Annotated in this window: 22 protein-coding genes and 1 tRNA gene; 13 read left to right on the top strand and 10 right to left on the bottom strand. The window is 60.1% G+C overall.

Translation table 11 applies throughout. The features are described from left to right. The first annotated feature begins 1 nt into the window (after position 1). On the top strand, positions 2–775 hold the full coding sequence (locus tag QYQ93_RS02565) for a divergent polysaccharide deacetylase family protein (protein ID WP_338476260.1): 774 nt from the start codon (positions 2–4) through the stop codon (positions 773–775). A gap of 103 nt (positions 776–878) precedes the next feature. On the opposite strand, the gene QYQ93_RS02560 is transcribed toward QYQ93_RS02565, so the two are convergent. The 7 genes from QYQ93_RS02560 to QYQ93_RS02530 form a co-directional block, all read right to left on the bottom strand. Further along, complete coding sequence (locus tag QYQ93_RS02560; RefSeq protein WP_043047296.1) at positions 879–1,634, bottom strand: substrate-binding periplasmic protein; 756 nt, start codon at positions 1,632–1,634, stop codon at positions 879–881. A 66-nt stretch (positions 1,635–1,700) separates the two neighbouring features. Then, positions 1,701–2,471, bottom strand: a complete 771-nt coding sequence (gene hisF, locus QYQ93_RS02555) for an imidazole glycerol phosphate synthase subunit HisF (RefSeq protein ID WP_003171107.1) — start codon at positions 2,469–2,471, stop codon at positions 1,701–1,703. Between the two features lie 9 nt (positions 2,472–2,480). After that, a complete protein-coding gene (gene hisA, locus QYQ93_RS02550) occupies positions 2,481–3,218 on the bottom strand; it encodes a 1-(5-phosphoribosyl)-5-[(5-phosphoribosylamino)methylideneamino]imidazole-4-carboxamide isomerase (RefSeq protein ID WP_003187784.1) in 738 nt (245 codons plus the stop codon). A gap of 39 nt (positions 3,219–3,257) precedes the next feature. Next, on the bottom strand, positions 3,258–3,515 hold the full coding sequence (locus QYQ93_RS02545) for a DUF2164 domain-containing protein (protein WP_338476259.1): 258 nt from the start codon (positions 3,513–3,515) through the stop codon (positions 3,258–3,260). Continuing rightward, on the bottom strand, positions 3,516–4,154 hold the full coding sequence (gene hisH / locus QYQ93_RS02540) for an imidazole glycerol phosphate synthase subunit HisH (protein WP_338476258.1): 639 nt from the start codon (positions 4,152–4,154) through the stop codon (positions 3,516–3,518). Continuing rightward, a complete protein-coding gene (hisB, locus tag QYQ93_RS02535; RefSeq protein ID WP_043047299.1) occupies positions 4,154–4,750 on the bottom strand; it encodes an imidazoleglycerol-phosphate dehydratase HisB in 597 nt (198 codons plus the stop codon). Before hisB ends, hisH begins: the two co-directional genes overlap by 1 nt. A 232-nt stretch (positions 4,751–4,982) precedes the next feature. Beyond that, entirely contained in the window at positions 4,983–6,644 is a 1,662-nt protein-coding gene (locus QYQ93_RS02530; RefSeq protein ID WP_043047300.1) for an OFA family MFS transporter, read from the bottom strand. 326 nt (positions 6,645–6,970) lie between these two features. Here QYQ93_RS02530 and QYQ93_RS02525 point away from each other — a divergent pair, with 326 nt between their 5' ends. The 6 genes from QYQ93_RS02525 (at position 6,971) to QYQ93_RS02500 (ending at position 12,909) form a co-directional block, all read left to right on the top strand. Next, positions 6,971–9,193 carry an AsmA family protein gene (locus QYQ93_RS02525; RefSeq protein ID WP_338476257.1) on the top strand — a complete coding sequence of 741 codons (2,223 nt, stop codon included), beginning with the start codon at positions 6,971–6,973 and terminating at the stop codon, positions 9,191–9,193. After that, positions 9,190–10,257 (top strand): A/G-specific adenine glycosylase, encoded by a 1,068-nt coding sequence (mutY, locus tag QYQ93_RS02520; RefSeq protein ID WP_338476256.1) that lies wholly within the window; start codon positions 9,190–9,192, stop codon positions 10,255–10,257. Before QYQ93_RS02525 ends, mutY begins: the two co-directional genes overlap by 4 nt. Continuing rightward, the gene (locus QYQ93_RS02515; protein WP_338476255.1) at positions 10,254–10,526 is read left to right on the top strand and encodes an oxidative damage protection protein; all 273 of its coding nucleotides are present in this window, start codon (positions 10,254–10,256) and stop codon (positions 10,524–10,526) included. Before mutY ends, QYQ93_RS02515 begins: the two co-directional genes overlap by 4 nt. Before the next feature lie 103 nt (positions 10,527–10,629). Beyond that, positions 10,630–10,705 (top strand) — tRNA-Phe (locus QYQ93_RS02510). 173 nt (positions 10,706–10,878) lie between these two features. Then, positions 10,879–11,550 (top strand): hypothetical protein, encoded by a 672-nt coding sequence (locus tag QYQ93_RS02505; protein WP_043047304.1) that lies wholly within the window; start codon positions 10,879–10,881, stop codon positions 11,548–11,550. Between the two features lie 198 nt (positions 11,551–11,748). Continuing rightward, positions 11,749–12,909, top strand: a complete 1,161-nt coding sequence (locus tag QYQ93_RS02500) for a Fic family protein (protein ID WP_043047305.1) — start codon at positions 11,749–11,751, stop codon at positions 12,907–12,909. Between the two features lie 22 nt (positions 12,910–12,931). Here the strand turns inward: QYQ93_RS02500 and QYQ93_RS02495 are convergent, their stop codons facing one another. Both QYQ93_RS02495 and QYQ93_RS02490 read right to left on the bottom strand, forming a co-directional pair. Further along, complete coding sequence (locus QYQ93_RS02495) at positions 12,932–14,539, bottom strand: hypothetical protein (protein WP_338476253.1); 1,608 nt, start codon at positions 14,537–14,539, stop codon at positions 12,932–12,934. Positions 14,540–14,626: 87 nt separating this feature from the next. Next, complete coding sequence (locus QYQ93_RS02490; RefSeq protein ID WP_338476252.1) at positions 14,627–15,592, bottom strand: arsenic resistance protein; 966 nt, start codon at positions 15,590–15,592, stop codon at positions 14,627–14,629. A gap of 157 nt (positions 15,593–15,749) precedes the next feature. Here QYQ93_RS02490 and QYQ93_RS02485 point away from each other — a divergent pair, with 157 nt between their 5' ends. Continuing rightward, positions 15,750–16,163, top strand: coding sequence for a hypothetical protein (locus tag QYQ93_RS02485; protein WP_005783897.1), 414 nt, complete (start codon positions 15,750–15,752; stop codon positions 16,161–16,163). Positions 16,164–16,280: 117 nt separating this feature from the next. Here the strand turns inward: QYQ93_RS02485 and gabP are convergent, their stop codons facing one another. After that, positions 16,281–17,672 (bottom strand): GABA permease, encoded by a 1,392-nt coding sequence (gene gabP, locus QYQ93_RS02480; protein WP_043047308.1) that lies wholly within the window; start codon positions 17,670–17,672, stop codon positions 16,281–16,283. 554 nt (positions 17,673–18,226) lie between these two features. Here gabP and QYQ93_RS02475 point away from each other — a divergent pair. The 5 genes from QYQ93_RS02475 to QYQ93_RS02455 all read left to right on the top strand — a co-directional run bounded on the left by QYQ93_RS02475 (position 18,227) and on the right by QYQ93_RS02455 (position 22,432). Further along, positions 18,227–19,000, top strand: coding sequence for an ABC transporter ATP-binding protein (locus tag QYQ93_RS02475; RefSeq protein ID WP_025859203.1), 774 nt, complete (start codon positions 18,227–18,229; stop codon positions 18,998–19,000). A gap of 13 nt (positions 19,001–19,013) precedes the next feature. Beyond that, positions 19,014–19,766, top strand: coding sequence for an ABC transporter substrate-binding protein (locus tag QYQ93_RS02470; RefSeq protein WP_003187758.1), 753 nt, complete (start codon positions 19,014–19,016; stop codon positions 19,764–19,766). Positions 19,767–19,840: 74 nt separating this feature from the next. Next, positions 19,841–20,536, top strand: coding sequence for an ABC transporter permease (locus QYQ93_RS02465; RefSeq protein WP_032878373.1), 696 nt, complete (start codon positions 19,841–19,843; stop codon positions 20,534–20,536). Between the two features lie 38 nt (positions 20,537–20,574). Further along, positions 20,575–21,264, top strand: coding sequence for an ABC transporter permease (locus QYQ93_RS02460; protein WP_124380058.1), 690 nt, complete (start codon positions 20,575–20,577; stop codon positions 21,262–21,264). Next, positions 21,245–22,432, top strand: a complete 1,188-nt coding sequence (locus tag QYQ93_RS02455) for a methyltransferase (RefSeq protein WP_338476251.1) — start codon at positions 21,245–21,247, stop codon at positions 22,430–22,432. Before QYQ93_RS02460 ends, QYQ93_RS02455 begins: the two co-directional genes overlap by 20 nt. The last annotated feature ends 92 nt before the right edge of the window (positions 22,433–22,524 follow it).

Raw genomic sequence — 22,524 nt, 5'->3', positions numbered from 1 at the left:
CATGCGTTTTTTCCTGATCATCGCTGTGCTGTGCAGCCTGGTCGGGGTCGCTCAAGCGACCTCGGCCAGCGAGCCACACAAAGCCTACCTGACCCTCATCATCGACGACCTCGGGCAAAACCTGCCCCGGGATCGTCGTGTGCTGGCCCTGCCTGGGCCGGTAACCACCGCGATCATGCCGGACACGCCCCACGCCGCCGAATTCGCCCGCGAGGCCCACAAGGCCGGCAAGATCGTGATCCTGCACATGCCCATGGACCCGGCCACCGGCCCCTTCGCCTGGCACCCCGAACTGCCGGTGGAAGAACTCGGCAAGCGCCTGGACGCGGCGTTTGAAGCCGTGCCCTACACCGCCGGGATCAACAACCATATGGGCAGCCGCATGACCGCGCAGCCGCAGGCGATGGCGTGGTTGATGGCCGAGCTGCAGCGACGTCACAAGTTCTTCGTAGACAGCCGCACCAGCGCGCAGACCGTCGCCGCCGCCGAGGCGCAGAAGATTGGCCTGGCGCATGTTTCGCGGGATGTGTTCCTCGATGACGAACGCACCGAAGCAGCGATTACCACCCAACTGCAAACCGCAATCAAGCTGGCGCATAAGCAGGGTTCGGCGGTGATGATCGGGCACCCTTACCCACAAACCCTGGCGGTGCTGGAGCGCGAATTGCCCAAGCTCAAGGCCCAGGGCGTGGAGTGGATCGATATCAAGTTGATGATCAGTGTGCGCAGTAACCAGGCCATGAGTGCCCACGGCAAAAACGGCATTTACCGCTGACGCCCCCCTGTAGGAGCGAGCTTGCTCGCGAAAAACTTGAGACCGCCGCGTACACCCCGGATACCCGCGTCAGCGTTGACGTCCTTCGCGAGCAAGCTCGCTCCTACAGGTAGCTGGCCATGATCTGGTCGATACGGCCTTCTTCACGCAACTGGTCCATCGCGGCCTGAAGCTTGGCCACCAGCTCATCCGGCACGTCCTTGTTCAACGCCAGGTAAAGCTGCGCGCTGTTGAAGCGCAATACGGTGTTGAGCCCGTTAACCCCCACCTGCCGCGCCAGGTAACGTCCTGCAGGATCGCCAGTGGCCCACAGGTCGATTTGGCCCTCCATGAGCTTTTGCGCATTGTCCTGGTCACGCAAGGCAACAATCGGCTTGAGCCCCTGCTTGTCCAGGCTTTCGGCGATGGCATCGCCTTTGTAGGCGCCGATCTTGTAACGGCGCGCCTGCTCAAGGTTTTCCAGCTGGATCTTGCTGTCGGCCTTGGCCAATAGCACCCAATCATCCGGGCCGATGGGGCCCACCCATTTGAACAAGGCTTCACGGTCTGGCAACCGCGCCATCACAAACACGCCGTAACCGGGTTTTTCCAGGGCGAGTTTGTAGATTCGCTCCCATGGAAAACGCAGGGTTAGGTTGTAGGAAATGCCGGCACGCTTGAAGGTTTCGCGCACGATGTCTACGGCGATGCCTTCGATGTTCTCGTCCTGGGCGAAGTTCTTGCCGTTTTTCGCCATGTTGTAGGGCGGGAAATTTTCCGTCAGCAGCACCAGGGAGGTGTCAGACGATTCTTCGGCGTGTGCCGTAGCCACCATGAGCATGGAGAAACTGGCGAGGGCGAGCAGCAGGTGTTTGAACATGAAGGCTACCGAAATCCATGGCAAGCGCAGAGAGTGCCGCGAGCCTGCCATGGTGTCCAGCAGCGTTTAGCGTACGACGATACCGCGTGCTGCCATATAGGCCTTGGCCTCGGGTACGGTGTATTCGCCAAAGTGGAAAATACTCGCCGCCAGCACGGCGCTGGCGTGGCCTTCGATCACGCCATCGGCCAGGTGCTGCAGGTTGCCGACACCACCGGAGGCGATTACCGGGATGCCCAGGGCATCGCTGATGGCGCGGGTGACGCCCAGGTCGAAGCCATTTTTCATACCGTCCTGGTCCATGCTGGTCAGCAGGATCTCACCAGCGCCCAGGCCTTCCATCTTCATCGCCCACTCCACCGCGTCCAACCCGGTCGGCTTGCGACCGCCATGGGTGAAGATCTCCCAACGCGGGGTTTCGCCCGGGCCGGACACCTTCTTGGCGTCGATGGCGACCACGATGCATTGCGAGCCGAAATGCTGCGCGGCTTCGCCGACGAACTCGGGATTGAACACGGCGGCGGTGTTGATCGAGACCTTGTCCGCGCCAGCATTGAGCAGGTTGCGGATGTCTTGCACGGTGCGCACGCCACCGCCCACGGTCAGCGGGATAAACACCTGGCTGGCCATGCGCTCGACGGTATGCAAGGTGGTATCGCGGCCATCGACGCTGGCGGTAATGTCGAGAAAGGTAATCTCGTCGGCACCTTGCTCATCGTAGCGACGGGCGATTTCCACCGGGTCGCCGGCATCGCGGATGTTCTCGAACTTGACGCCCTTGACCACGCGACCGTTGTCGACGTCCAGGCAAGGGATGATGCGTTTGGCCAGCGCCATGGTCAGTCCTCAGCCGTTGTAGGCATCGCAGTAAGCCTGGGCTTCGGCGACGTCCAGGGTGCCTTCGTAAATCGCACGGCCAGTGATGGCGCCGATAATGCCGGGGGCCTTGGCGTCCAGCAGCGACTTGATGTCGCCCAGGTTGTGAATGCCGCCGGAGGCGATCACTGGAATTTTGGTCGCCGCCGCCAGAGCAGCGGTGAACGGCACGTTGCAACCCTGCATCATGCCGTCTTTGGCGATATCGGTATAAACGATGGCGGACACGCCGTCGGCTTCGAACTGCTTGGCCAGGTCGATCACCTGTACGGTGCTGATTTCAGCCCAGCCGTCGGTGGCGACAAAACCGTCTTTCGCATCCAGGCCGACGATCACCTTGCCCGGGAATGCGCGGCAGGCTTCGGCGACGAAGGCTGGGTCTTTCACGGCCTTGGTGCCGATGATCACGTAGCTCACGCCCGCTTTCACGTAGTGCTCGATGGTCTCCAGGGAACGGATACCGCCGCCGATCTGGATTGGCAGGTTCGGGTAGCGCTTGGCGATCGCGGTGACCACCTCGCCATTGACCGGCTGGCCTTCGAAGGCACCGTTCAAGTCCACCAGGTGCAGACGACGGCAGCCACCCTCCACCCATTTGGCGGCCATGCTCACCGGGTCATCGGAGAACACCGTGGAATCTTCCATGCGGCCCTGGCGCAGACGTACACAGGCGCCGTCCTTGAGATCGATAGCGGGGATAATCAGCATCTGGCAAACCTTATTCGATATTCAGCAATGCTTGGGAAATCAGGGTTTCTCAAGCGACCACAAGTCGCTTTCGATGCTTTCGAACCTTTCTTTGAGGAGCGTCTGCGTATCGAAAATCGCCCTGTTGTAATAATGCGGCGCCACTTCGGTGGTGAACAACTCAAGAATCTCGGCGACCTCGAACGAACCCAGCTTGAGCTCGAAGCGGTCCTCCATGAACCGCTTGATCTTGTCGGTGGCCACACGCTCCTGTTCGGGCGTGAGGTTCAAGATCGGCGGTTTCGGTTTCTTGGCCATTTACCAGCGACCATCCCACGCGGCGAAGTTCTGCAGCAATTGCAGGCCATGGGTATGGCTCTTCTCCGGGTGAAACTGCACGGCAAAGCGCGAACCGTCGGCCAGCGCTGCGGCGAAATCGACACCGTAGTGCCCGCCACCCACCACCTGGCGCCGGTCACCGGCGGCGATGTAGTAGCTGTGCACGAAGTAGAAACGTGCCATGTCCGGGATCTCATGCCACAGCGGGTGGTCGACGGTGCGGCGCACCTCGTTCCAGCCCATGTGCGGGACCTTCAAATGCTCGCCGTCTTCATGCAGGCCCTTGCCGAAGAACTTCACCTGGCCTGGAAACAGGCCGATGCAGTCGACGCCGTCGTTCTCTTCGCTGCTGTCGAGCAAGGCTTGCATGCCCACGCAGATACCGAGGAACGGCCGATCCTGGCTAACCTCGCGCACCAGGCTGTCAAAGCCCAGGCGGCGGATCTCGGCCATGCAATCGCGAATCGCACCCACACCGGGGAACACCACGCGGTCGGCTTCGCGAATCACGTTGGCATCGCTGGTGATCAGCACCTTGCCGGCGCCTACGTGCTCGAGAGCCTTGGCTACCGAGTGCAGGTTACCCATGCCGTAATCGATAACCGCGACCGTCTGCATTACAAGACGCCCTTGGTCGACGGCATTTGCCCGCCCATGCGCTCATCGACTTCCACGGCCATGCGCAGTGCGCGGCCGAAAGCCTTGAACACGGTTTCGATCTGGTGGTGAGTGTTGGTGCCGCGCAGGTTGTCGATATGCAGGCTGACGAGGGCGTGGTTGACGAAGCCCTGGAAGAATTCCTGGAACAGGTCGACGTCAAAGCCGCGGCCAACGTTGGCGCGGGTGTAGGGCACGTGCATCTGCAGGCCTGGCCGGCCGGAGAAGTCGATGACCACACGCGACAGCGCTTCGTCCAGCGGGACATAGGCATGACCGTAACGACGGATGCCTTTCTTGTCGCCAACAGCCTTGGCAAAGGCCTGGCCGAGGGTGATGCCCACGTCTTCCACCATGTGGTGGTCGTCGATGTGCAGGTCGCCCTTGCCGACGATATCCAGGTCGATCAGCCCATGACGGGCGATCTGGTCCAGCATGTGCTCAAGAAAAGGTACACCGATATCAAATCGGGCCTTTCCGGTGCCATCCAGGTTGATCGAGGCTTTGATCTGGGTTTCCAGAGTGTCGCGCTCGACAGACGCCTTACGTTCGGCCATCACCAGCTCCGCAAAATCATTGGGCGAAAAAGGCAGCCATTATAGGGGCGTGGGCGCTAAACAGAAACATCGAAGGGGATAAGACTGATGGAGTGTCGGGGATAGACATGTGCATACATGCATAACCAATGTGGGAGGGGGCTTGCTCCCGATAGCGGTAGATCAGTCAACAATGCACTGACTGATGCGCCGCCATCGGGAGCAAGCCCCCTCCCACAAGGGTTTTGCAGTGTTAGTGGAACAGTACCGCGGTCTTCTGCAGGGTCACCCACACACCCCACGCCAACGGAATACCCACCACCAGCCAGGCGGCAACCGCCAACGGCTTGCTGCCGGCGGACGCTTTCCACTCCAGCACGGTGGTCGCATCGGCACCTTTGTCATGCCCCAGCGCCTGTTCGGCGGCCAGTTCGGCGTCAGTCATGAAGTACTTGTCGGCCACCGGGCGTACCAGCATATTGCAGATAAAGCCCAGCACCAGCAGACCGGCGAGGATATACAAGGTGATGTCGTAGGCCGCAGCGCGTTCAACGCCGATGCTCAGCTGGTATTCACGCAGGTAGTTCACCAGAACCGGCCCCAACACGCCCGCAGCCGCCCAAGCGGTCAGCAGGCGACCGTGGATGGCACCCACCATCTGAGTACCGAACAGGTCAGCCAGGTAAGCCGGGACGGTGGCAAAACCACCGCCGTACATCGACAGCACGATGCAGAACGCAGCCACGAACAGCGCGACGTTACCCAGGTGCCCCAGGTTCGGGATCAGCGCGTACAGGGCAAAACCCAGTGCAAAGAACACGAAGTAGGTATTTTTACGCCCCAGGTAATCGGAGAACGACGCCCAGAAGAACCGGCCCCCGATGTTGAACAGGCTCAGCAGGCCAGTAAAGCCAGCGGCAATCGCCGCAATGGAGGCAAGCTGACCGGCGTCCAACTGGCCAAATGGCACATCAACACCCAGCAGCTTGCCGCCGAACACTTCCTGCAACAGTGGCGAGGCCATGCCGAGAATGCCGATACCGGCCGATACGTTCAGGCACAACACCAGCCATACCAGGCGGAATTGCGGGGTTTTCCACGCGACATTCACATGCACGTGGCGGTGAGTGATCATCGCGTTGCTGGCTTTTTTCGCCGGCGCGGTCCAACCCTCAGGCTTCCAGCCCGTCGGCGGCACGCGGTACAGCAATGCGCCACCGATCATGAACACGAAGTAAATCGCCGCCATGACCACGAAGCTCTGCCACACGCCCACGCTGGTCGGTGAAGAGAAGTGGCCCATCAGCGCTGCGGCCAGGGGTGCGCCCACCATCGCGCCACCGCCGAAGCCCATGATCGCCATGCCGGTCGCCATGCCGCGCTTGTCCGGGAACCACTTGATCAGGGTCGATACGGGCGAGATATAGCCCAGGCCCAGGCCGATGCCACCAATGACCCCGGAGCCGATCCACATCAGCCAGATCTGGTGGGTATAGATACCCAGCGCAGAAATCAGCAAGCCACCGCACCAGCACAGTGCCGAGACAACCCCGGCCTTGCGCGGCCCGGCATGTTCCAGCCAACCGCCCCAGATCGCTGCCGAGCAGCCCAGGAAGATGAAGAACAGGGTGTAGATCCAGCCCAGCATGGAGATGGGCCAGTCGCATTGAGACGAGAAGACTTGGGCGATGAAGCTCATGTCCGGCGCGCAAGCCACCGGTGCGCTGATCCCCAGCGCCTTGGACAATGGCAGCCAGAATACCGAGAAGCCGTAGGCCATGCCGATACACAAGTGGATGGCCAGGGCGGCCGGTGGAACCAGCCAGCGGTTGAACCCCGGCTTGGCGATGATGCGTTCCTTGGACAGGAACGCGGGCTGTGCGGCGACGGCGCCGGCCACAGTGCTAGTGCTCATTGGTGTTTCCCCCATTTATTAATATGCGTCCGTCAGGCGCTCTCTCCCTCGGCCTTGCACGCAAAGCGTGGCCGTTTTGTTGAGTGAAGCTCCATTTTAGGCGCGACGTTAAGTCGCAGAAGGCGGACGAACGTGCAGAGATTAGCACCAGTGGATGACAGAAAAATCAAACTGCCACTACCTTTTTTGGATTATCTGCATTTTTCTGACGTCAAAATCCTATTTTCGCGTCACTGGATACAATGTAACGATCCGTGAACTGACGCAGGCCGCCGGGCGTTATACTCTGCGGCTAAATTTTGAAATCGACATACAAGGACTCGCCCATGAAAGCGTTCGGCAAAATCCTGGGTCTGGTACTTCTCGGGCTGTTGCTGATCATTGTGGCGCTCGGCTTTGCCCTGACCCACCTCTTCGATCCCAACGACTACAAAGAAGAAATTCGCCAGATAGCCCGCGACAAGGCCCACATCGAGCTGACGCTCAATGGCGATATCGGTTGGAGCCTGTTTCCCTGGCTGGGCCTGGAATTGCACGAGGCCAGCGTCGCGACCCTGACCGCACCGACTCAACCATTCGCCGATTTGCAGATGCTCGGCCTGTCGGTACGTGTGCTGCCGCTGCTGCGCCGTGAAGTGCAAATGAGCGATGTGCGCGTCGAGGGCCTGAACCTGCGCCTGAACCGCGACAAGCAAGGCCATGGCAACTGGGAAGACATCGGCAAGAACGTACCCGATGCGACTGCCGAGGCCCCCGCAGCCGCGCCTGCGCCAGTGGAACCGGTGGCTGAAACCAAGCCGGAGAAACCGCCACAACCGATCCGCCTGGATATCGATAGCCTGACCATCAACAACGCCCGCGTCGAATACAACGATGAACAGACCGGCAAGCAATTCAGTGCCGAAAGCATCCAGCTCAGTGCCGGCGCGATCCACGAAGGCGCCAGCATTCCACTGAAACTCACCGCGTTCCTGGGCAGCAACCAGCCGCTGATGCGTGTCAAGACCGAGCTGAACGGCAACTTGCGCATCCAGCGTGCCCTCAAGCGCTACCAGTTCGAAGACATGCGCTTTAGCGGCGAAGCCACTGGCGAGCCGTTGCAAGGCAAGACCGTGAGCTTCTCCACCCAGGGCCAATTGCTGGTGGACCTGGCGGCCAATATCGCCGAATGGACCAACCTGAAACTTTCTGCCAACCAGTTACGCGCCTTGGGCGAATTGAAGGTCAATGACCTGGACAAGACCCCGCAAATCAGCGGCGCCCTGTCTGTCGCCCAGTTTGACCTGGCCAAGTTTCTCGACAGCGTCGGTCACCCATTGCCGGCTATGGCCCCGGGCAGCCTGAGCAAGGTCGAACTGGTCAGCCGTCTGAGGGGCACGCCCACCAGCGTGGCCCTGGAAAACCTGAACCTGAAACTTGACGAAAGCACTTTCACTGGCCGCGTCGCTGTGGACGATTTCGCCAAGCAGTCCCTGCGTTTACAACTCAAGGCCGATACCTTCAACGCCGACAATTACCTGCCGGCCAAATCCGAAGCGGCCAAAGGCGCAACCGCCGCACGCCAGGCCGAAGTGCAAAGCAGCGAAGCCGGCGCCATGGCAGCCGGGGGCAGCACGCCATTGCCGGACGCACCAACCAAAGGCGCCTGGAGCACCGACAAGCTGCTGCCACTGACCCGCCTGCGCAGCCTGGATATCAACGCCGACCTGGCGTTCGGCCAGCTCACCCTGAGCCAGTTGCCGATCCAGAACGCGGCGCTGAAAGCTTCGGGTATCGACGGCCAGCTCAAGCTCGACAGCTTGAGTGGCGGGCTCTACAACGGCACCTTCCAGGCCAACGGCACACTCGATGTGCGCCAGGACCTGCCACTGCTGGCGCTGCGAACCCAAATCAAGCAAGTGCCGGTGGAGAAGATCCTGCAAGCCCAGGGGAAAAACCCGCCAGTAAAAGGCCAGGTCACCCTGGACAGCAACCTGACCGGGCGTGGAAACAGCCAGAAGGCGCTGATCGACAGCCTCAACGGTACCGCCAGCTTTGTGATCAATAATGGCGTGCTGCTCAACGCCAACATTGAGCAACAGGTCTGCACCGGTATCGCCCTGCTCAACCGCAAGACCTTGAGCAATACACCACCGGGCAAGGACACCCCCTTTCAGGAACTGCGCGGCAATCTGACGTTCCGTAACGGCGTGGCCAGCAACCCTGACCTGAAAGTGCGTATCCCAGGGCTGACGGTCAATGGCAATGGCGATGTCGACTTGCGCGTGCTGGGCATGGACTACCGCGTCGGCATCATCGTCGAAGGCGACCAGCGGGAGGTGCCAGATCCGGCCTGCCAGGTCGGCACCAACTTCCAGGGTATCGAAGTGCCGTTGCGCTGCCGCGGCCCGCTGGAGCTGGGCGCCAAGGCCTGCCGCCTGGACAAGGATGGCCTGGGCCAGGTCGCCCTCAAGGCTGCCGGCAATCGCCTTAACGAGAAGCTGGAAGAGAAGCTCGACAAGGTCAATCCAAAAATCAAGGACGCCTTGAAAGGTCTGTTCAACCGATGAGAGACGAGCAGTTTTCAGCGGCGGTACTCGACTGGTACGACCGCCACGGCCGCCATGACCTGCCCTGGCAACAGGGCATCACACCTTACCGGGTGTGGGTGTCGGAGATCATGCTGCAACAGACCCAGGTCAGCACCGTGCTCAATTACTTCGACCGGTTCATGGCGTCTCTGCCGACGGTCGAAGCCCTGGCGGCCGCGCCGGAAGACGAAGTGCTGCACCTGTGGACCGGCCTGGGCTACTACACCCGGGCGCGCAACCTGCAGAAGACCGCCAAGATCGTGGTGAACGAGCACGGCGGCGAGTTTCCCCGCGACGTGGAAAAGCTCACCGAGCTGCCAGGCATTGGCCTGTCCACCGCCGGTGCAATCGCCAGCCTGAGCATGGGCCTGCGCGCGCCGATCCTCGACGGCAACGTCAAGCGCGTGCTGGCGCGCTTTACCGCGCAAGAGGGTTACCCAGGCGAGCCCAAGGTGGCCAAGCAGCTGTGGGCCACCGCAGAGCGCTTTACGCCCCATACCCGTGTCAACGCCTACACCCAGGCGATGATGGACATGGGCGCCACGCTCTGCACCCGCAGCAAACCCAACTGCCTGCTGTGCCCGCTGGAAAAAGGCTGCGAGGCCCACATGCTTGGCCTGGAGACACGCTACCCGATCCCCAAGCCGCGCAAGACCATCCCGCAGAAGCGCACGCTGATGCCCATGCTGGCGAACGCCGAGGGCGCGATCCTGCTTTACCGTCGCCCTTCCACGGGCCTGTGGGGCGGTTTGTGGAGCTTGCCGGAGCTGGACGACCTGGAAGACCTTGACCATTTGGCCAACCAGCACGCGCTGCAACTGGGCAAGCATCAGGAGCTCCCCGGGCTGGTCCACACCTTCAGCCACTTCCAGTTGGCCATCGAACCCTGGCTGGTCCAGGTCGAGGAATCCGCCCATCACGTGGCCGAGGCCGACTGGCTCTGGTATAACCTCGCCACCCCGCCGCGCCTGGGCCTTGCCGCCCCGGTAAAGACGTTGCTCAAGCGCGCGGCCGACGTATTGAACGCAGGAGTTTCGTCATGACCCGCAACGTTATGTGCCGCAAGTACAAAGAAGAACTGGAAGGACTGGAACGCCCTCCCTATCCGGGCGCCAAGGGCCAGGACATTTACGACAACGTTTCCAAGAAAGCCTGGGAAGACTGGTTGAAACACCAGACCCTGCTGATCAATGAAAAACGCTTGAACATGATGAACGCCGAAGACCGCAAATACCTGGCGGGCGAAATGGACAAGTTCTTTTCCGGCGAGGAATACGCCAAGGCTGACGGCTACGTGCCGCCTGCTCAATAATTGATCAAAAACCGGGGTCTGCACGTAAGCGACGGTAATAATTAAATATTTTTTGAAAACTTGCTTGACGACCCCCTGAAAAACCCGTTTAATGCGCCCCGTTGCCCAGATAGCTCAGTCGGTAGAGCAGGGGATTGAAAATCCCCGTGTCGGCGGTTCGATTCCGTCTCTGGGCACCAAAATACCGAGAAACCCCAAGGAACAATGTGTTCCTTGGGGTTTTTTATTGCCTGCGATTTAATGGGCCCTGAGTACTTCTGGACACAATGTCGCAGCAGGACGATTGAGGGTTATTTTTCGCTGGGCTCAATCGTTCAGCCTTTACCAAATTCTCCGTTGTAAGGTTTCTTCCATGACACGCCTCTTGCTCTGCTCGCTATTACTGCTGACGGCACTACTCAGTGGATGCGCCACGCAAATGGACGTAGCGATCAACGCAACACCCGATCCGGACTATCACTTCGACCGCCAGGCAACCGTATTGGTGACGTCTGTCGGTGGCAGCGACGAAAACGCACTCAATGCCCGCTACTACCTGCGCGACATGGTCAGCGCCATGAAGGACCAGGGCTTTCGCAATGTCTTTACCGACACCACACTGCCCAAGAACCATGCACCGATCAAAATGACCATCACTCTTGATGTCGAAAGCAAGCAGGTCACTTACCGCTATACCGCTACCGACTATGGCCCGGTGGCAAACAGCACGACCACGCAGTGCAAGAAGAACAAGAAGAAGACCGACCAACTGACCTGCACCAGCGTCCCGAACACCTCCTATGGCCCGGTGGGCACATCGGAACGCACCGGCTACACCACCCTCACCACCTTCCGCGCGACCGCTCGGGATGAAGCGAGCAGGCGTGCGGTGTACGTGCTGCGAGTATCGTCCTATAACGACGATTGCCAGGCGGCCAAGGTCGAAGCTTTCCTGGTGCAGCAGGGCCTGCAGAACCTGAACTTCCAGGACCGCGTGCAGCGAAATTACACGGTGACGATGCCTGAGGGGTATCGCTGCAAATAGCTTGCTCCCGTCCGGATACAGCTTGGGCACCCTGACCAAAGCCGACCCGACCTAGTTTCATTTGGGATATTTTTCACTTATCCGAACTGATTTTTTGAGATAGTGTAGGGCCTCATCAGGCCCCTAACGCCTTCCCTACGGGCATCAAATCAGCCTTATTTCGAGATAATCAAAATATCAATTGGAGATACTTTCCATATGCCCGAGTTTGCTCATCACGATCTGGAGCTATTGAACCCCTCGTTCGACTCGGGCCTGGTTGATGTTCTGAGCGAGCTGGAACACCTGCGCCGCCTGCAACTGGGTGGCGATACACCGCCTGCTGTTTTTTTCCAGTTGAAAGCCCTGTTTCATACGCTGGAAAGCCTGGGCTCTGCACGTATCGAGGGCAACCACACGACACTGGCCGACTACATCGAAAGCAAAGTCGAAGGGGCCGCCGAGGCTTCAGATCCGTTGCGGGAAATTGCGAATATCGAAAAGGCCATGGACTACGTCGAAAGCATCATGCAGACCGGCGCTGATCTCACGGAGTTTGCGATTCGAGAGCTTCACTCAATCACCGTCCAGGGACTGCAACGCGAAGGTGATCGTACGCCAGGTGCTTACCGCGAGTCCGGGGTCAGCATTGCCCAGTCCGATCACCTCCCGCCCGAGGCGGTGATGGTGCCAGGCTACATGCAAGAACTCGTCGCCTTTGTGAATAAGCAGGATGCCCCCAAGTACGATCTGATGAAAGTCGCGCTGGCCCACCACCGATTTGGCTGGATCCACCCATTTGGCAACGGCAATGGCCGCGTCGTGCGCCTTCTGACGTACGCAATGTTGATGAAGTACGGCTTCAACGTCAGCGCTGGCGGCCGAGTCCTGAATCCGACGGCAGTCTTCTGTATCGACCGCGAAAAGTATTACGCGATGCTTTCCACCGCTGACACAGGCACCAAGGAAGGCCTTGAGGCTTGGTGTACGTATGTGCTGGCAGGCATTAGAGATGAATTAGAGAAAGTCAGCAGGCTGACGGACTACGGCTACCTGACCAGACACATTCTCGCCCCCACCATTGCATTGGCGAAAGACCGCGCATGGATAACGCCTCTTGAAGAGAAAATTCTGAGCACGGCGATGCAACTGAAGGTGGTCAAGTCGGGCGATATCGCTGACGCTCTACCGACACTGTCCGCCGCCCAAAGAACCTATCAAATAAAAAAACTGGTCGACCAAGGGATGCTGCTTCCCATCAGTCCAGGTGCTCGGCAGTACACAATCGGGTTCTCAAATAATTATTTGATCAGAGGGGTTATCAAATCCCTGCGCGAAGAAGGCTTTATTCCTGAGCAGCTGGACAAACCTTATCCATGAGGGGGCCCGCCAAGTTGCCCCCTCACTTCAGCAAAAACACCATCAACGGATTGTCATTCAACCGCCCCGCAAAGCTTGGCGACAGTTGCTCCACTGGCGAGCCTTTCAACAGCGCAGTCTCCTTGCGCGGCACAATCACCCAGGATGGCCGGGGCAGCGCACTCAGTTGCTCAAGCTGGTGACGCTCGACAAACAGTGGCTGCTCATCGTGATCCAGGTTCATCATGTAGCGCACCGCCCAGGTGTCTCGGGCCAGGTCGACAAATACCAAAGGGCCAGGCTGCGACTCACGTAGTGCCTCCACCTGGCTGACAAACCGTCGGGTGTCGAATTGCAGGTCCTTGGCCGGCTCTATCACCGCTACCAGCAACGACCATTGCGCCGCCAGTGCTATCACGCTGAGCCATACCAAACGCAACGGCCGGCGCCAGGCAATCAACGCTGCGAGTTGCAGCAACACCAACACACCAATCATCAGCGGCAAGGAAATATCCGGCCAATAGCCCTGCTTGTGCCAAGCATGCCGACACACAAACAACACAACCACGCACAGCGCCGGCAGCGCTGCGACAAGCCCTTCGTAACAACGGCGCACGCCCACCAGCCAACCTTGCGCCTGGAGCAGCCCATAGGCCGCGACAGCCGCAAACATCGGCACCATCGGCAAGATGTAATAAGCGCGCTTGAAGTGCGGCACTGACAAGCCGAGCAGAATCATCAAGCCACAGGCTGCGAGACGCACCAGCAGTTGCAGGTCCTCATGGGCCCAGCGCTCAGGCCAGCGTTGGCGCAGCGCGACCAGGGTGGCCAACGCCAGCGGCACCACCGGGAAGTAACGGTACAAACTCAGCTGAAAGTAAAAATAGAACGGCTCGCCGGACTCATCCAGGCGCCCGCCAACCTGCATCTTGAACACTTCATCAGCAAAGGCATCACCGCCACTGAACCGCGCAAGCTTCATCAGCAGCCACCAGCACACCGCGAGCAGCACCAGGCCGATAACGCCGTGGATCAGCACTTGCCGAACGCGCTCGCCCGGCCTGCCCAGCGCCCAATACACGCACACCACCCCACAGACCTCAATCAACCCCAGCGGGCCACGGATTGCAAAAGCCAGGACGAACAACGGGAACACCGCCAGTTGCCGCAGGCGCGCCCCCTGGCGCTCGCCACTGTGCAGCAGATAGAAACTGCCGACACACAACAGCGCGATCATCTGGTCGAGGCAGACCGAGCGCGATTTTTCGAGCAACTGGGTGGTGAGTAGCGTCAGCAACACCGTCAAAAACGCCCATGGACGACTGAACGGCGCCAGCAAGCGGTACATCAGCGCGATCACACCGGCCGACGCAAGCGCGGTGGGCAATACATTCGCCAAATGATTCGGTGCATCAAACCAGCGGGCGAATACAAAACTGAAGAAAGTCGCAGTGCCTGGGTAGTCCGCGTAAGGCTGACCGTAGGTGGTGGGAAAAAAGCTTGCGCCGTGGCGAAACATTTCCTGCATGAACAACGCCCAGCGCCCATCAAAGCCCTGGGGCTGCTGATCCCAGATTCCCAACGTGAACAACAACAGGGCAATCAGAAAGAGGCCCAGGGACTCCAGGCGAATACGGTTGCGATGATCCATCGGGTGGCCTGTCAGGTGGGAAGCGCTGGCGTATGGTGCCGACCGCAGCCCTGAATAGCGCCTGAACGAACCTGAACATTCACGTTTTTACCGACTTGGGTACCACACCACTGCCGGGATCAGGCGAACGTAGACCAACTCGGCCACCAACTCGACCAAGGTTTGCAGGATCACCGCCGCGGCAGCCAACCCACGCACGTCCTCCGGCAAGGCCAGCGCCAACGGCAATACCACCAGCGAGTTGCGCGTTGACGCACTGAATGTCACCGCCCGTGCACTTGGCGCAGGCAGTGCCAACAGCCGTGCAGCCAGGATCCCCATCAACGGCGCCAGCAGTACAAAGCCCAGGTAGATCGCAAGCACCGGCAGCAGCAGGTCGATGTCGCGCATCACTGATGTGATCTGCGACCCAATCACCACGAACAGCACCAGGGCCATCGTCGGCACCGGCAACCAGGCCCACGCATTGCTCCATTTGCCGACAAGCGTTGATCGCCGCGCCAGGTAGGCCGTCAGCACGGCCAGCAGCATCGGCACCAGGATCAACCACAGGAATGCCTCGATAAACGGGCCGATCTGAACCACCACTCCCGAGTGCGCGCCCAGCATAAAGCCCAGGTACACCGGCAGCAGTGCCAACTGCGACAGCAACAGCAACGGCGTGGCCGCCAGCATCGACCGCGAGTCGCCCTTGCCGATGTGGGTGAACACCACCACGTAATCAATACAGGGCGTCAACAACACCAGTAATGCCCCCACCAACAGCGCGGGATGCTCCAACAGACCACGGGTCAGCGCCCACACCAGCAACGGCACCAGAACAAAATTGGCCAGCAACAGCGCCGAGACAAAACGGATATTGCCCAAACCCTGGCGCAGATCGAGGAAAGGAATTTGCAGGAACATCGCGTACATCAATACCGCGATGGCAGGCGTGATCAATACGCTCAAACCGTGAGCCAGTACCGGCGCAAACACACCACAGGCAGCGGCCAGCAGAATGGCGACAAAATAGAAGGGGATCTGGTTATGCTCAAGGGCATCGCGGGTCATGAGGACGCTCTGGCGGATGACAAAGCCGTAGCCTATTGATCTATGGCCTGACGGTCGAGCGCGATGAACGACCAGATCCGCCCGGATTTCCTTGGGATTTACCCCAACCTGCGCTTCAATACCCCACCCAGATCCAGAACCCAAGGACGTTGAGCCCATGGCCTCGCCGAACAAGCAGCAAAAACGCGCCCAGCGGGCAAAGACCAAGGCCAAGCAAAACCGCACCCAGCGTGCCGTCGCGGCCAAGCCGGATGCGTTCGCCGGCGACGACAGCCGCATCGATCTTGAGTCGGTGGACTTGACCGAACTGTTCGTCGAGATGCGCACCGCAGGCGAGATCAGCCAGCAGGCACTGTGCGCGGTATTCCTGGCGCACCCGCTGCTGGCGCTGGTGCTGGAGCAGGAAGGCGAAGAGGAAGCGACCGACTTTATCCTGGCGGCGCTGATTGAATATCGGCAGTGGGCGACAGACAGCGATGACGAGGCCGCTGCGCTGGCATGGATCGAATCGCCGCAGTTCCAGGCGGACTACGTGGCAGCATCCCAAGCGCTGACAGCCTCAACAGACTGACCCATATCAAAATGTGGGAGGGGGCTTGCTCCCGATGGCAGAGTCTCAGTCGACATCCAAGTGACTGACACACCGCCATCGGGAGCAAGCCCCCTCCCACATTTGCATCACATTCCGTCAGTTGAGCACTGCTGCGCCTGATTTCTGGGCCTTGCGGCGGCTCGCCACGAACAACCCCGCCAACACCACCAGCAAGCTCAACACTCCCGTCGCGATGATCTCGACCCGGTGCGCTTCCTGGAACAGCATGATGGTCAACGTACCGACGATAAACACCATCACCGCGTAGGTCAGGCCAGGGAACAGCCACATCTTGAACACGATCTTCTCGCCCGCCGCCGCGCGCTTCTGGCGCATGCGCAGTTGCGACACAGCAATCACCAGGTAAACCAGCAAGGCAATGGCGCCGGAGCTGGCCAGCAGGAACTCGAATACGGCCGCCGGCGCCACATAGTTGGCAAACACCGCCAGGAACGCCGCACCGGTGGACAGCAACACCGCCCAGTAAGGCGTGCCGCTCTTGTTGGTGCGCTTGGCAACCGCTGGCGCATCACCGCGACGCCCCAGGGAAAACAGCATACGCGAAGCGGTATACAGCGCCGAGTTCAAGCAGCTGGTTACAGCAACCAGCACCACCAGGTCGACGATCAGCTTGGCGTTCGGGATGCCCATGCGTTCCAGCACGGTCTGATAGGAACCTACGGCGGCCAGGGTCGGATCGTTCCATGGCACCAGGGATACCACGATGAAGATCGACAACAGGTAGAACAAACCAATCCGCCAGATCACCGAGTTGGTGGCCTTGGTGATCTGCTGGCCGGGGTTCTTCGATTCCGCTGCGGCGATGGTGACGATCTCGGTGCCCATGAAGGAGAACATGGTGGTCAGGATCGCCGCCAAGACCGCGCCCATGCCGTTGGGCATAAAGCCCTGGGTGTCGAACAGGTGCGACACACCGCTGACCTGGCTGGTGGGCAAGAAGCCGAAAATCGCCGCCAGGCCGAGGATCACAAAGCCTACGATCGCCACGACTTTGATCAACGCAAACCAGAACTCGAACTCACCGTAGTTCTTTACGCTGAACAAATTGGTCGCAGTCAGCAGCAGCGTAATGATCAGGGTAAAGGCCCAGATTGCCACATCGGGGAACCAGGCATGCAGGATGGTCGCCGCCGCGTTGGCCTCCAACGGAATCACCAGTACCCAGAACCACCAGTACAACCAACCGATGGTAAAACCGGCCCAGTGGCCGATTGCGCGGTCGGCATAAGTTGAGAACGAACCCGTGTCCGGTGACGCAACGGCCATCTCGGCCAGCATCCGCATCACTAACACCACCAGCGTACCGGCAGCCGCATAGGCCAACAGCACAGCCGGGCCAGCGGCAGCAATCGCATGGCCGGAGCCGACAAACAAACCGGCACCGATCACGCCGGCAATCGACAGCATGGTGACGTGACGCGGTTTGAGCCCCTGTTCGAGGTCATTGGAGCTTTGCGTACTACTCATTGACACACCTTTGCGAGGAATTGCGAAAACGGTTCGCCCAGTTGCTGCCTCTCTCGTGAAAAGAAACCAACAGGGCGTTCTTTATTTTTTACGCAAGATTTGCGCCAAAATGTTACGAAACCGCGATTGACGCGGCCTGTAGGACAATTCAACAGTCATCGCAAGTCTTTGAGAACAATGGCATTCCGCTATAGCGTTACCGTGTGACCCACATCCAAGATGAACAGGCGCACCAAAAACACACACAAAAAGTGCGTGACGCTCCATATAAGGACTGATATGGACCGTTTGCCCGGTTAACCCTTCCAACACCCGGCCAAAGCTGGCACCATCGCGCCCTTTTTTACGCGAAGCCTGTGGCTTTTCCGGTTCAAACGGCTGTTCGGTTGTTGATGGCGCGACACGCTACTGTGCCGATGCGACACCCTGCCGCACACCACCGGTTAACCGTCCGCAGCGCTGTTGGCTGTCATCCAAACGCTATGCTAGCTTGGCGCCTCGCCAGGAAGGCGGCCCAACAGCGAAGCACGCACCGAACACAATGAGGACCGCACATGGCCGAGGCCACGCCCGCGCTTGAAATCCGCAACTTGCATAAACGCTATGGTGAGCTGGAGGTACTCAAGGGTATCTCGCTGACCGCACGCGACGGCGACGTGATCTCGATCCTGGGTTCTTCCGGTTCCGGCAAGTCTACCTTCCTGCGTTGTATCAACCTGCTGGAGAACCCGCATCAGGGCCAGATCCTGGTGGCCGGTGAAGAGCTCAAGCTCAAGGCCGCGAAAAACGGCGAGCTGATGGCCGCCGACGGCAAGCAGATCAACCGCCTGCGCAGCGAAATCGGTTTTGTGTTTCAAAACTTTAACCTGTGGCCGCACATGAGCATCCTCGACAACATCATCGAGGCGCCACGCCGCGTGCTCGGCCAAAGCAAGGCCGAAGCGATAGAAGTGGCCGAGGCCCTGCTGGCCAAGGTCGGCATCGGCGACAAGCGCCACGCCTACCCTGCCCAACTCTCCGGCGGCCAGCAGCAGCGGGCGGCGATTGCACGCACCCTGGCCATGCAGCCTAAAGTCATCCTGTTCGATGAGCCCACTTCGGCGCTTGACCCGGAAATGGTCCAGGAAGTACTTAATGTGATCCGCGCACTGGCCGAAGAAGGCCGCACCATGCTGCTGGTCACCCATGAAATGGGCTTTGCCCGCCAGGTGTCCAGCGAAGTGGTGTTCCTGCACCAGGGTCTGGTAGAAGAGCAAGGATCGCCACAGCAGGTATTTGAAAACCCGCTTTCGGCGCGCTGCAAACAATTCATGTCCAGCAACCGCTAACGGAGCAACATGCATGCAGAACTATAAAAAATTCCTTCTGGCCGCGGCCGTCTCGATGGCGTTCAGCGCCACGGCCATGGCAGAAACCTTGAAAATGGGGATCGAAGCGGCCTACCCGCCGTTCAACAATAAAGACGCCAGCGGCAATGTCGTGGGCTTTGACAAAGACATCGGCGACGCCCTGTGCGCCAAGATGAAAGTCGAGAAGTGCGAAGTGTACGTGTCCGACTGGGACGGCATCATCCCGGCCCTGAACGCCAAGAAGTTCGACTTCCTGGTGTCCTCGCTGTCGATCACCGATGAACGCAAGCAGGCCGTCGACTTCACCGACCCGTACTACTCCAACAAGCTGCAATTCATCGCACCAAAAGCCACAGCGGACTTCAAGACAGACGCCGCTTACCTCAAGGGCAAAGTCATTGGTGCACAGCGTGCAACGCTGGCCGGTACCTACCTGGAAGACAAGCTGCCGGACACCGAAGCCAAGCTCTACGACACCCAGGAAAACGCCTACCTCGACCTGACCTCCGGTCGCCTGGACGGCATCCTCGCCGACAAGTACGTGCAGTACGAGTGGCTCAAGAGCAAAGACGGTTCGGCCTATGAATTCAAAGGCGACCCGGTGGTGGAAAGCGACAAGATCGGTATCGCCGTACGCAAGGGCGACCCGCTGCGCGAGCGCCTGAACAAAGCCCTGGCAGAGATCAAGGCAGACGGCACCTACAAGAAAATCAACGACAAGTACTTCCCGTTCAGCATCGAATGACCTGAACGGCCTGCCCGGTGCGCTCGGTTGAGCGCGCCGGCTTTCAGCAATGCCTGCCGCGATATGAAAACACCATGAATTTCGATCTCTACGGATTCGGCCCGGCGCTCGCCGCTGGCGCGCTGATGACCGTCAAACTGGCGCTCACGGCCCTGTGTCTGGGGCTGGTGCTCGGCCTTGCCGGCGCCTTGGCCAAGACTTCGCCCTACAAGCCGCTGCAATGGCTGGGCGGTGCTTATTCGACCATCGTTCGCGGTATTCCCGAGCTGTTGTGGGTGCTGCTGATTTACTTCGGCACGGTCAACCTGATGCGTGCCCTCGGGGAGTTCTTCGGTAACCCCGACCTGTCCTTGAGTGCCTTTGCCGCCGGGGTGATCGCCCTGGGCCTGTGCTTTGGCGCCTACGCCACGGAAGTGTTCCGCGGCGCGATCCTCGCCATTCCCAAGGGCCACCGCGAAGCCGGTGTGGCATTGGGGCTGTCGAAATTTCGGATTTTCACCCGGTTGATCATGCCGCAGATGTGGCGTATCGCCCTGCCAGGCCTGGGCAACCTGTTCATGATCCTGATGAAAGACACTGCACTGGTGTCGGTAATCGGCCTTGAAGAAATCATGCGCCACGCGCAGATCGGCGTGACCGTCACCAAGCAACCGTTCACCTTCTTCATGGTCGCGGCGTTCATGTACCTGGGCCTGACCGTGCTGGCGATGATCAGCATGCACTTCCTGGAAAAACGCGCCGCCCGCGGCTTTGCAAGGAGCACCCAATGAGCGGCGACTACAGCTGGCTATCGCACTTCGACCTGGGCCTGAACTGGGCCGTGATCATCAAGTGGCTGCCCAAACTGGCCCAGGGCGCAACCCTGACCCTGGAGCTGGTGGCCATCGCGGTGATCGCCGGCCTGCTGCTGGCGATCCCGCTCGGCATCGCCCGCTCGTCGCGCCGCTGGTACGTGAGCGCCCTGCCCTACGCCTACATCTTCTTCTTCCGTGGCACGCCGTTGCTGGTGCAATTGTTCCTGGTCTACTACGGCCTCGCGCAGTTCGATGCGGTGCGCAACAGCTTCATGTGGCCGTACCTGCGCGATCCGTTCTGGTGCGCCACCGTCACCATGACCCTGCACACCGCCGCCTATATCGCCGAGATCCTGCGCGGTGCTATCCAGGCCATTCCGCCAGGTGAAATCGAAGCGGCGCGCGCCCTGGGCATGTCCAAGCCCAAGACGCTGTTCTACATTATCCTGCCCCGCGCCTCACGCATCGGCCTGCCAGCCTACAGCAACGAAGTGATCCTGATGCTCAAGGCCAGCGCCCTGGCCAGTACCGTGACCCTGCTGGAACTGACCGGCATGGCGCGGACCATCATCGCCCGCACCTACCTGCCGGTAGAGATCTTCTTCGCGGCCGGGCTGTTCTACCTGGTGATGGCCTACATCCTCGTGCGTGGCTTCAAACTGCTGGAAAAATGGCTGCGCGTCGATGCGTGCCAAGGACGTTGAGGCACGCTTCCAGGCACTGGATGCATTCCTGACCGAACACCAAGGGCTGTGGAGACCACGGCCCTTTACCCATCTGCGCTTGCCCTGGGAAACCGAACACCCGACGCTGTCCCGATGGCTGCGCCAGCGCTCGCTGGCCGAAGCCGAAGCCAGTCACAACCACCCCCACGACCTGCCTGCGCCGGCACCTTTTCCGCAGCTGGCCGCCCAAGCGTTACACCTCAGTGCTGTGGATAAACTACCCACGCATACGCTTGAACCTGCTCGCCACCGCCTGAATGTCGACGTACCCGGACGCAAGTGGCAACAGATCGAAGCCTTCGGCGCCGCGCTGAACTTTGCCGAAACGCCCACCCATTGGCTGGACTGGTGCGCCGGCAAGGGCCATCTAGGCCGCCGCCTGCTGCAACCCGACCAACAGTTGACCTGCCTGGAATACGACCCAGCCCTGGTCGCATCCGGCCAAGCCCTGAGTGACCGCCATAACCTGCCCGCAGCCCATCGCCTGCAGAACGTCATGGCGGATATGGCGATTGATCCCGAACACACACCAGTCGCCCTGCACGCCTGCGGCGATTTGCACGTGCGCCTGCTACAACTGGCCAGCGCCGCCGGCTGCAAACAACTGGCACTGGCGCCTTGCTGCTACAACCGCATCAACGCCGACCGCTACCAGGCATTGTCCGCTGCCGGGCGCGCATCCCGACTGCACCTATCCATAGAAGATCTAGGCCTGCCCCTGAGCGAAACCGTCACCGCCGGCAACCGCGTGCGCCAGCAACGGGATACGTCCATGGCCCGACGCCTGGGCTTTGACCGACTGCAACGCCAGCTGCGCGGTTGCGACGAATACCTGCCAACGCCCTCCCTGCCCGCCAGCTGGCTGGATAAACCTTTCGCCGACTACTGCCGAGAACTGGCGAACCTGAAGGGTTTATCCACAGGCGAACAGGACTGGGCGGCGCTGGAGGCACACGGCTGGCGCCGCCTGGCCGAGGTGCGCAACCTGGAGCTGGTAAGAGGCCTGTTTCGACGCCCGCTGGAAATGTGGCTGGTGCTCGATCGAGCATTGTTCCTGCAAGAGCAAGGCTACAACGTCGAGGTCGGTAGCTTCTGTGAAACAGCGCTGACGCCGCGCAACTTGATGGTGCTGGCCGAGCGCGATTAAGCGGCGAAACTTCCTACACGCCCCTGTGGATAACTCTGTTGATGAAATCTTTACCGAGCCAGTATCTATCTGCGTTACAGGCCAAAATCTAC

It is taken from the genome of Pseudomonas khavaziana, assembly GCF_036704165.1.
Lineage (GTDB): Bacteria > Pseudomonadota > Gammaproteobacteria > Pseudomonadales > Pseudomonadaceae > Aquipseudomonas > Aquipseudomonas khavaziana.
This window is presented reverse-complemented; position numbering and strand designations above follow the sequence as displayed.

Excerpts from the sequence above, each read along its gene's own strand:
- QYQ93_RS02470 (WP_003187758.1), top strand. The coding sequence starts at position 19,014 with ATGCAGAACTATAAAAAATTCCTTCTGGCCGCGGCCGTCTCGATGGCG.
- QYQ93_RS02560 (WP_043047296.1), bottom strand. The coding sequence starts at position 1,634 with ATGTTCAAACACCTGCTGCTCGCCCTCGCCAGTTTCTCCATGCTCATG.
- QYQ93_RS02515 (WP_338476255.1), top strand. The coding sequence starts at position 10,254 with ATGACCCGCAACGTTATGTGCCGCAAGTACAAAGAAGAACTGGAAGGA.
- hisH (WP_338476258.1), bottom strand. The coding sequence starts at position 4,154 with ATGCAGACGGTCGCGGTTATCGATTACGGCATGGGTAACCTGCACTCG.
- QYQ93_RS02485 (WP_005783897.1), top strand. The coding sequence starts at position 15,750 with ATGGCCTCGCCGAACAAGCAGCAAAAACGCGCCCAGCGGGCAAAGACC.
- QYQ93_RS02490 (WP_338476252.1), bottom strand. The coding sequence starts at position 15,592 with ATGACCCGCGATGCCCTTGAGCATAACCAGATCCCCTTCTATTTTGTC.
- QYQ93_RS02525 (WP_338476257.1), top strand. The coding sequence starts at position 6,971 with ATGAAAGCGTTCGGCAAAATCCTGGGTCTGGTACTTCTCGGGCTGTTG.
- hisF (WP_003171107.1), bottom strand. The coding sequence starts at position 2,471 with ATGGCGCTGGCCAAACGCATCATCCCTTGCCTGGACGTCGACAACGGT.
- QYQ93_RS02530 (WP_043047300.1), bottom strand. The coding sequence starts at position 6,644 with ATGAGCACTAGCACTGTGGCCGGCGCCGTCGCCGCACAGCCCGCGTTC.
- QYQ93_RS02500 (WP_043047305.1), top strand. The coding sequence starts at position 11,749 with ATGCCCGAGTTTGCTCATCACGATCTGGAGCTATTGAACCCCTCGTTC.
- QYQ93_RS02545 (WP_338476259.1), bottom strand. The coding sequence starts at position 3,515 with ATGGCCAAGAAACCGAAACCGCCGATCTTGAACCTCACGCCCGAACAG.
- QYQ93_RS02505 (WP_043047304.1), top strand. The coding sequence starts at position 10,879 with ATGACACGCCTCTTGCTCTGCTCGCTATTACTGCTGACGGCACTACTC.
- mutY (WP_338476256.1), top strand. The coding sequence starts at position 9,190 with ATGAGAGACGAGCAGTTTTCAGCGGCGGTACTCGACTGGTACGACCGC.
- QYQ93_RS02565 (WP_338476260.1), top strand. The coding sequence starts at position 2 with ATGCGTTTTTTCCTGATCATCGCTGTGCTGTGCAGCCTGGTCGGGGTC.
- gabP (WP_043047308.1), bottom strand. The coding sequence starts at position 17,672 with ATGAGTAGTACGCAAAGCTCCAATGACCTCGAACAGGGGCTCAAACCG.
- hisA (WP_003187784.1), bottom strand. The coding sequence starts at position 3,218 with ATGCTGATTATCCCCGCTATCGATCTCAAGGACGGCGCCTGTGTACGT.
- QYQ93_RS02455 (WP_338476251.1), top strand. The coding sequence starts at position 21,245 with ATGCGTGCCAAGGACGTTGAGGCACGCTTCCAGGCACTGGATGCATTC.
- QYQ93_RS02465 (WP_032878373.1), top strand. The coding sequence starts at position 19,841 with ATGAATTTCGATCTCTACGGATTCGGCCCGGCGCTCGCCGCTGGCGCG.
- hisB (WP_043047299.1), bottom strand. The coding sequence starts at position 4,750 with ATGGCCGAACGTAAGGCGTCTGTCGAGCGCGACACTCTGGAAACCCAG.
- QYQ93_RS02475 (WP_025859203.1), top strand. The coding sequence starts at position 18,227 with ATGGCCGAGGCCACGCCCGCGCTTGAAATCCGCAACTTGCATAAACGC.
- QYQ93_RS02495 (WP_338476253.1), bottom strand. The coding sequence starts at position 14,539 with ATGGATCATCGCAACCGTATTCGCCTGGAGTCCCTGGGCCTCTTTCTG.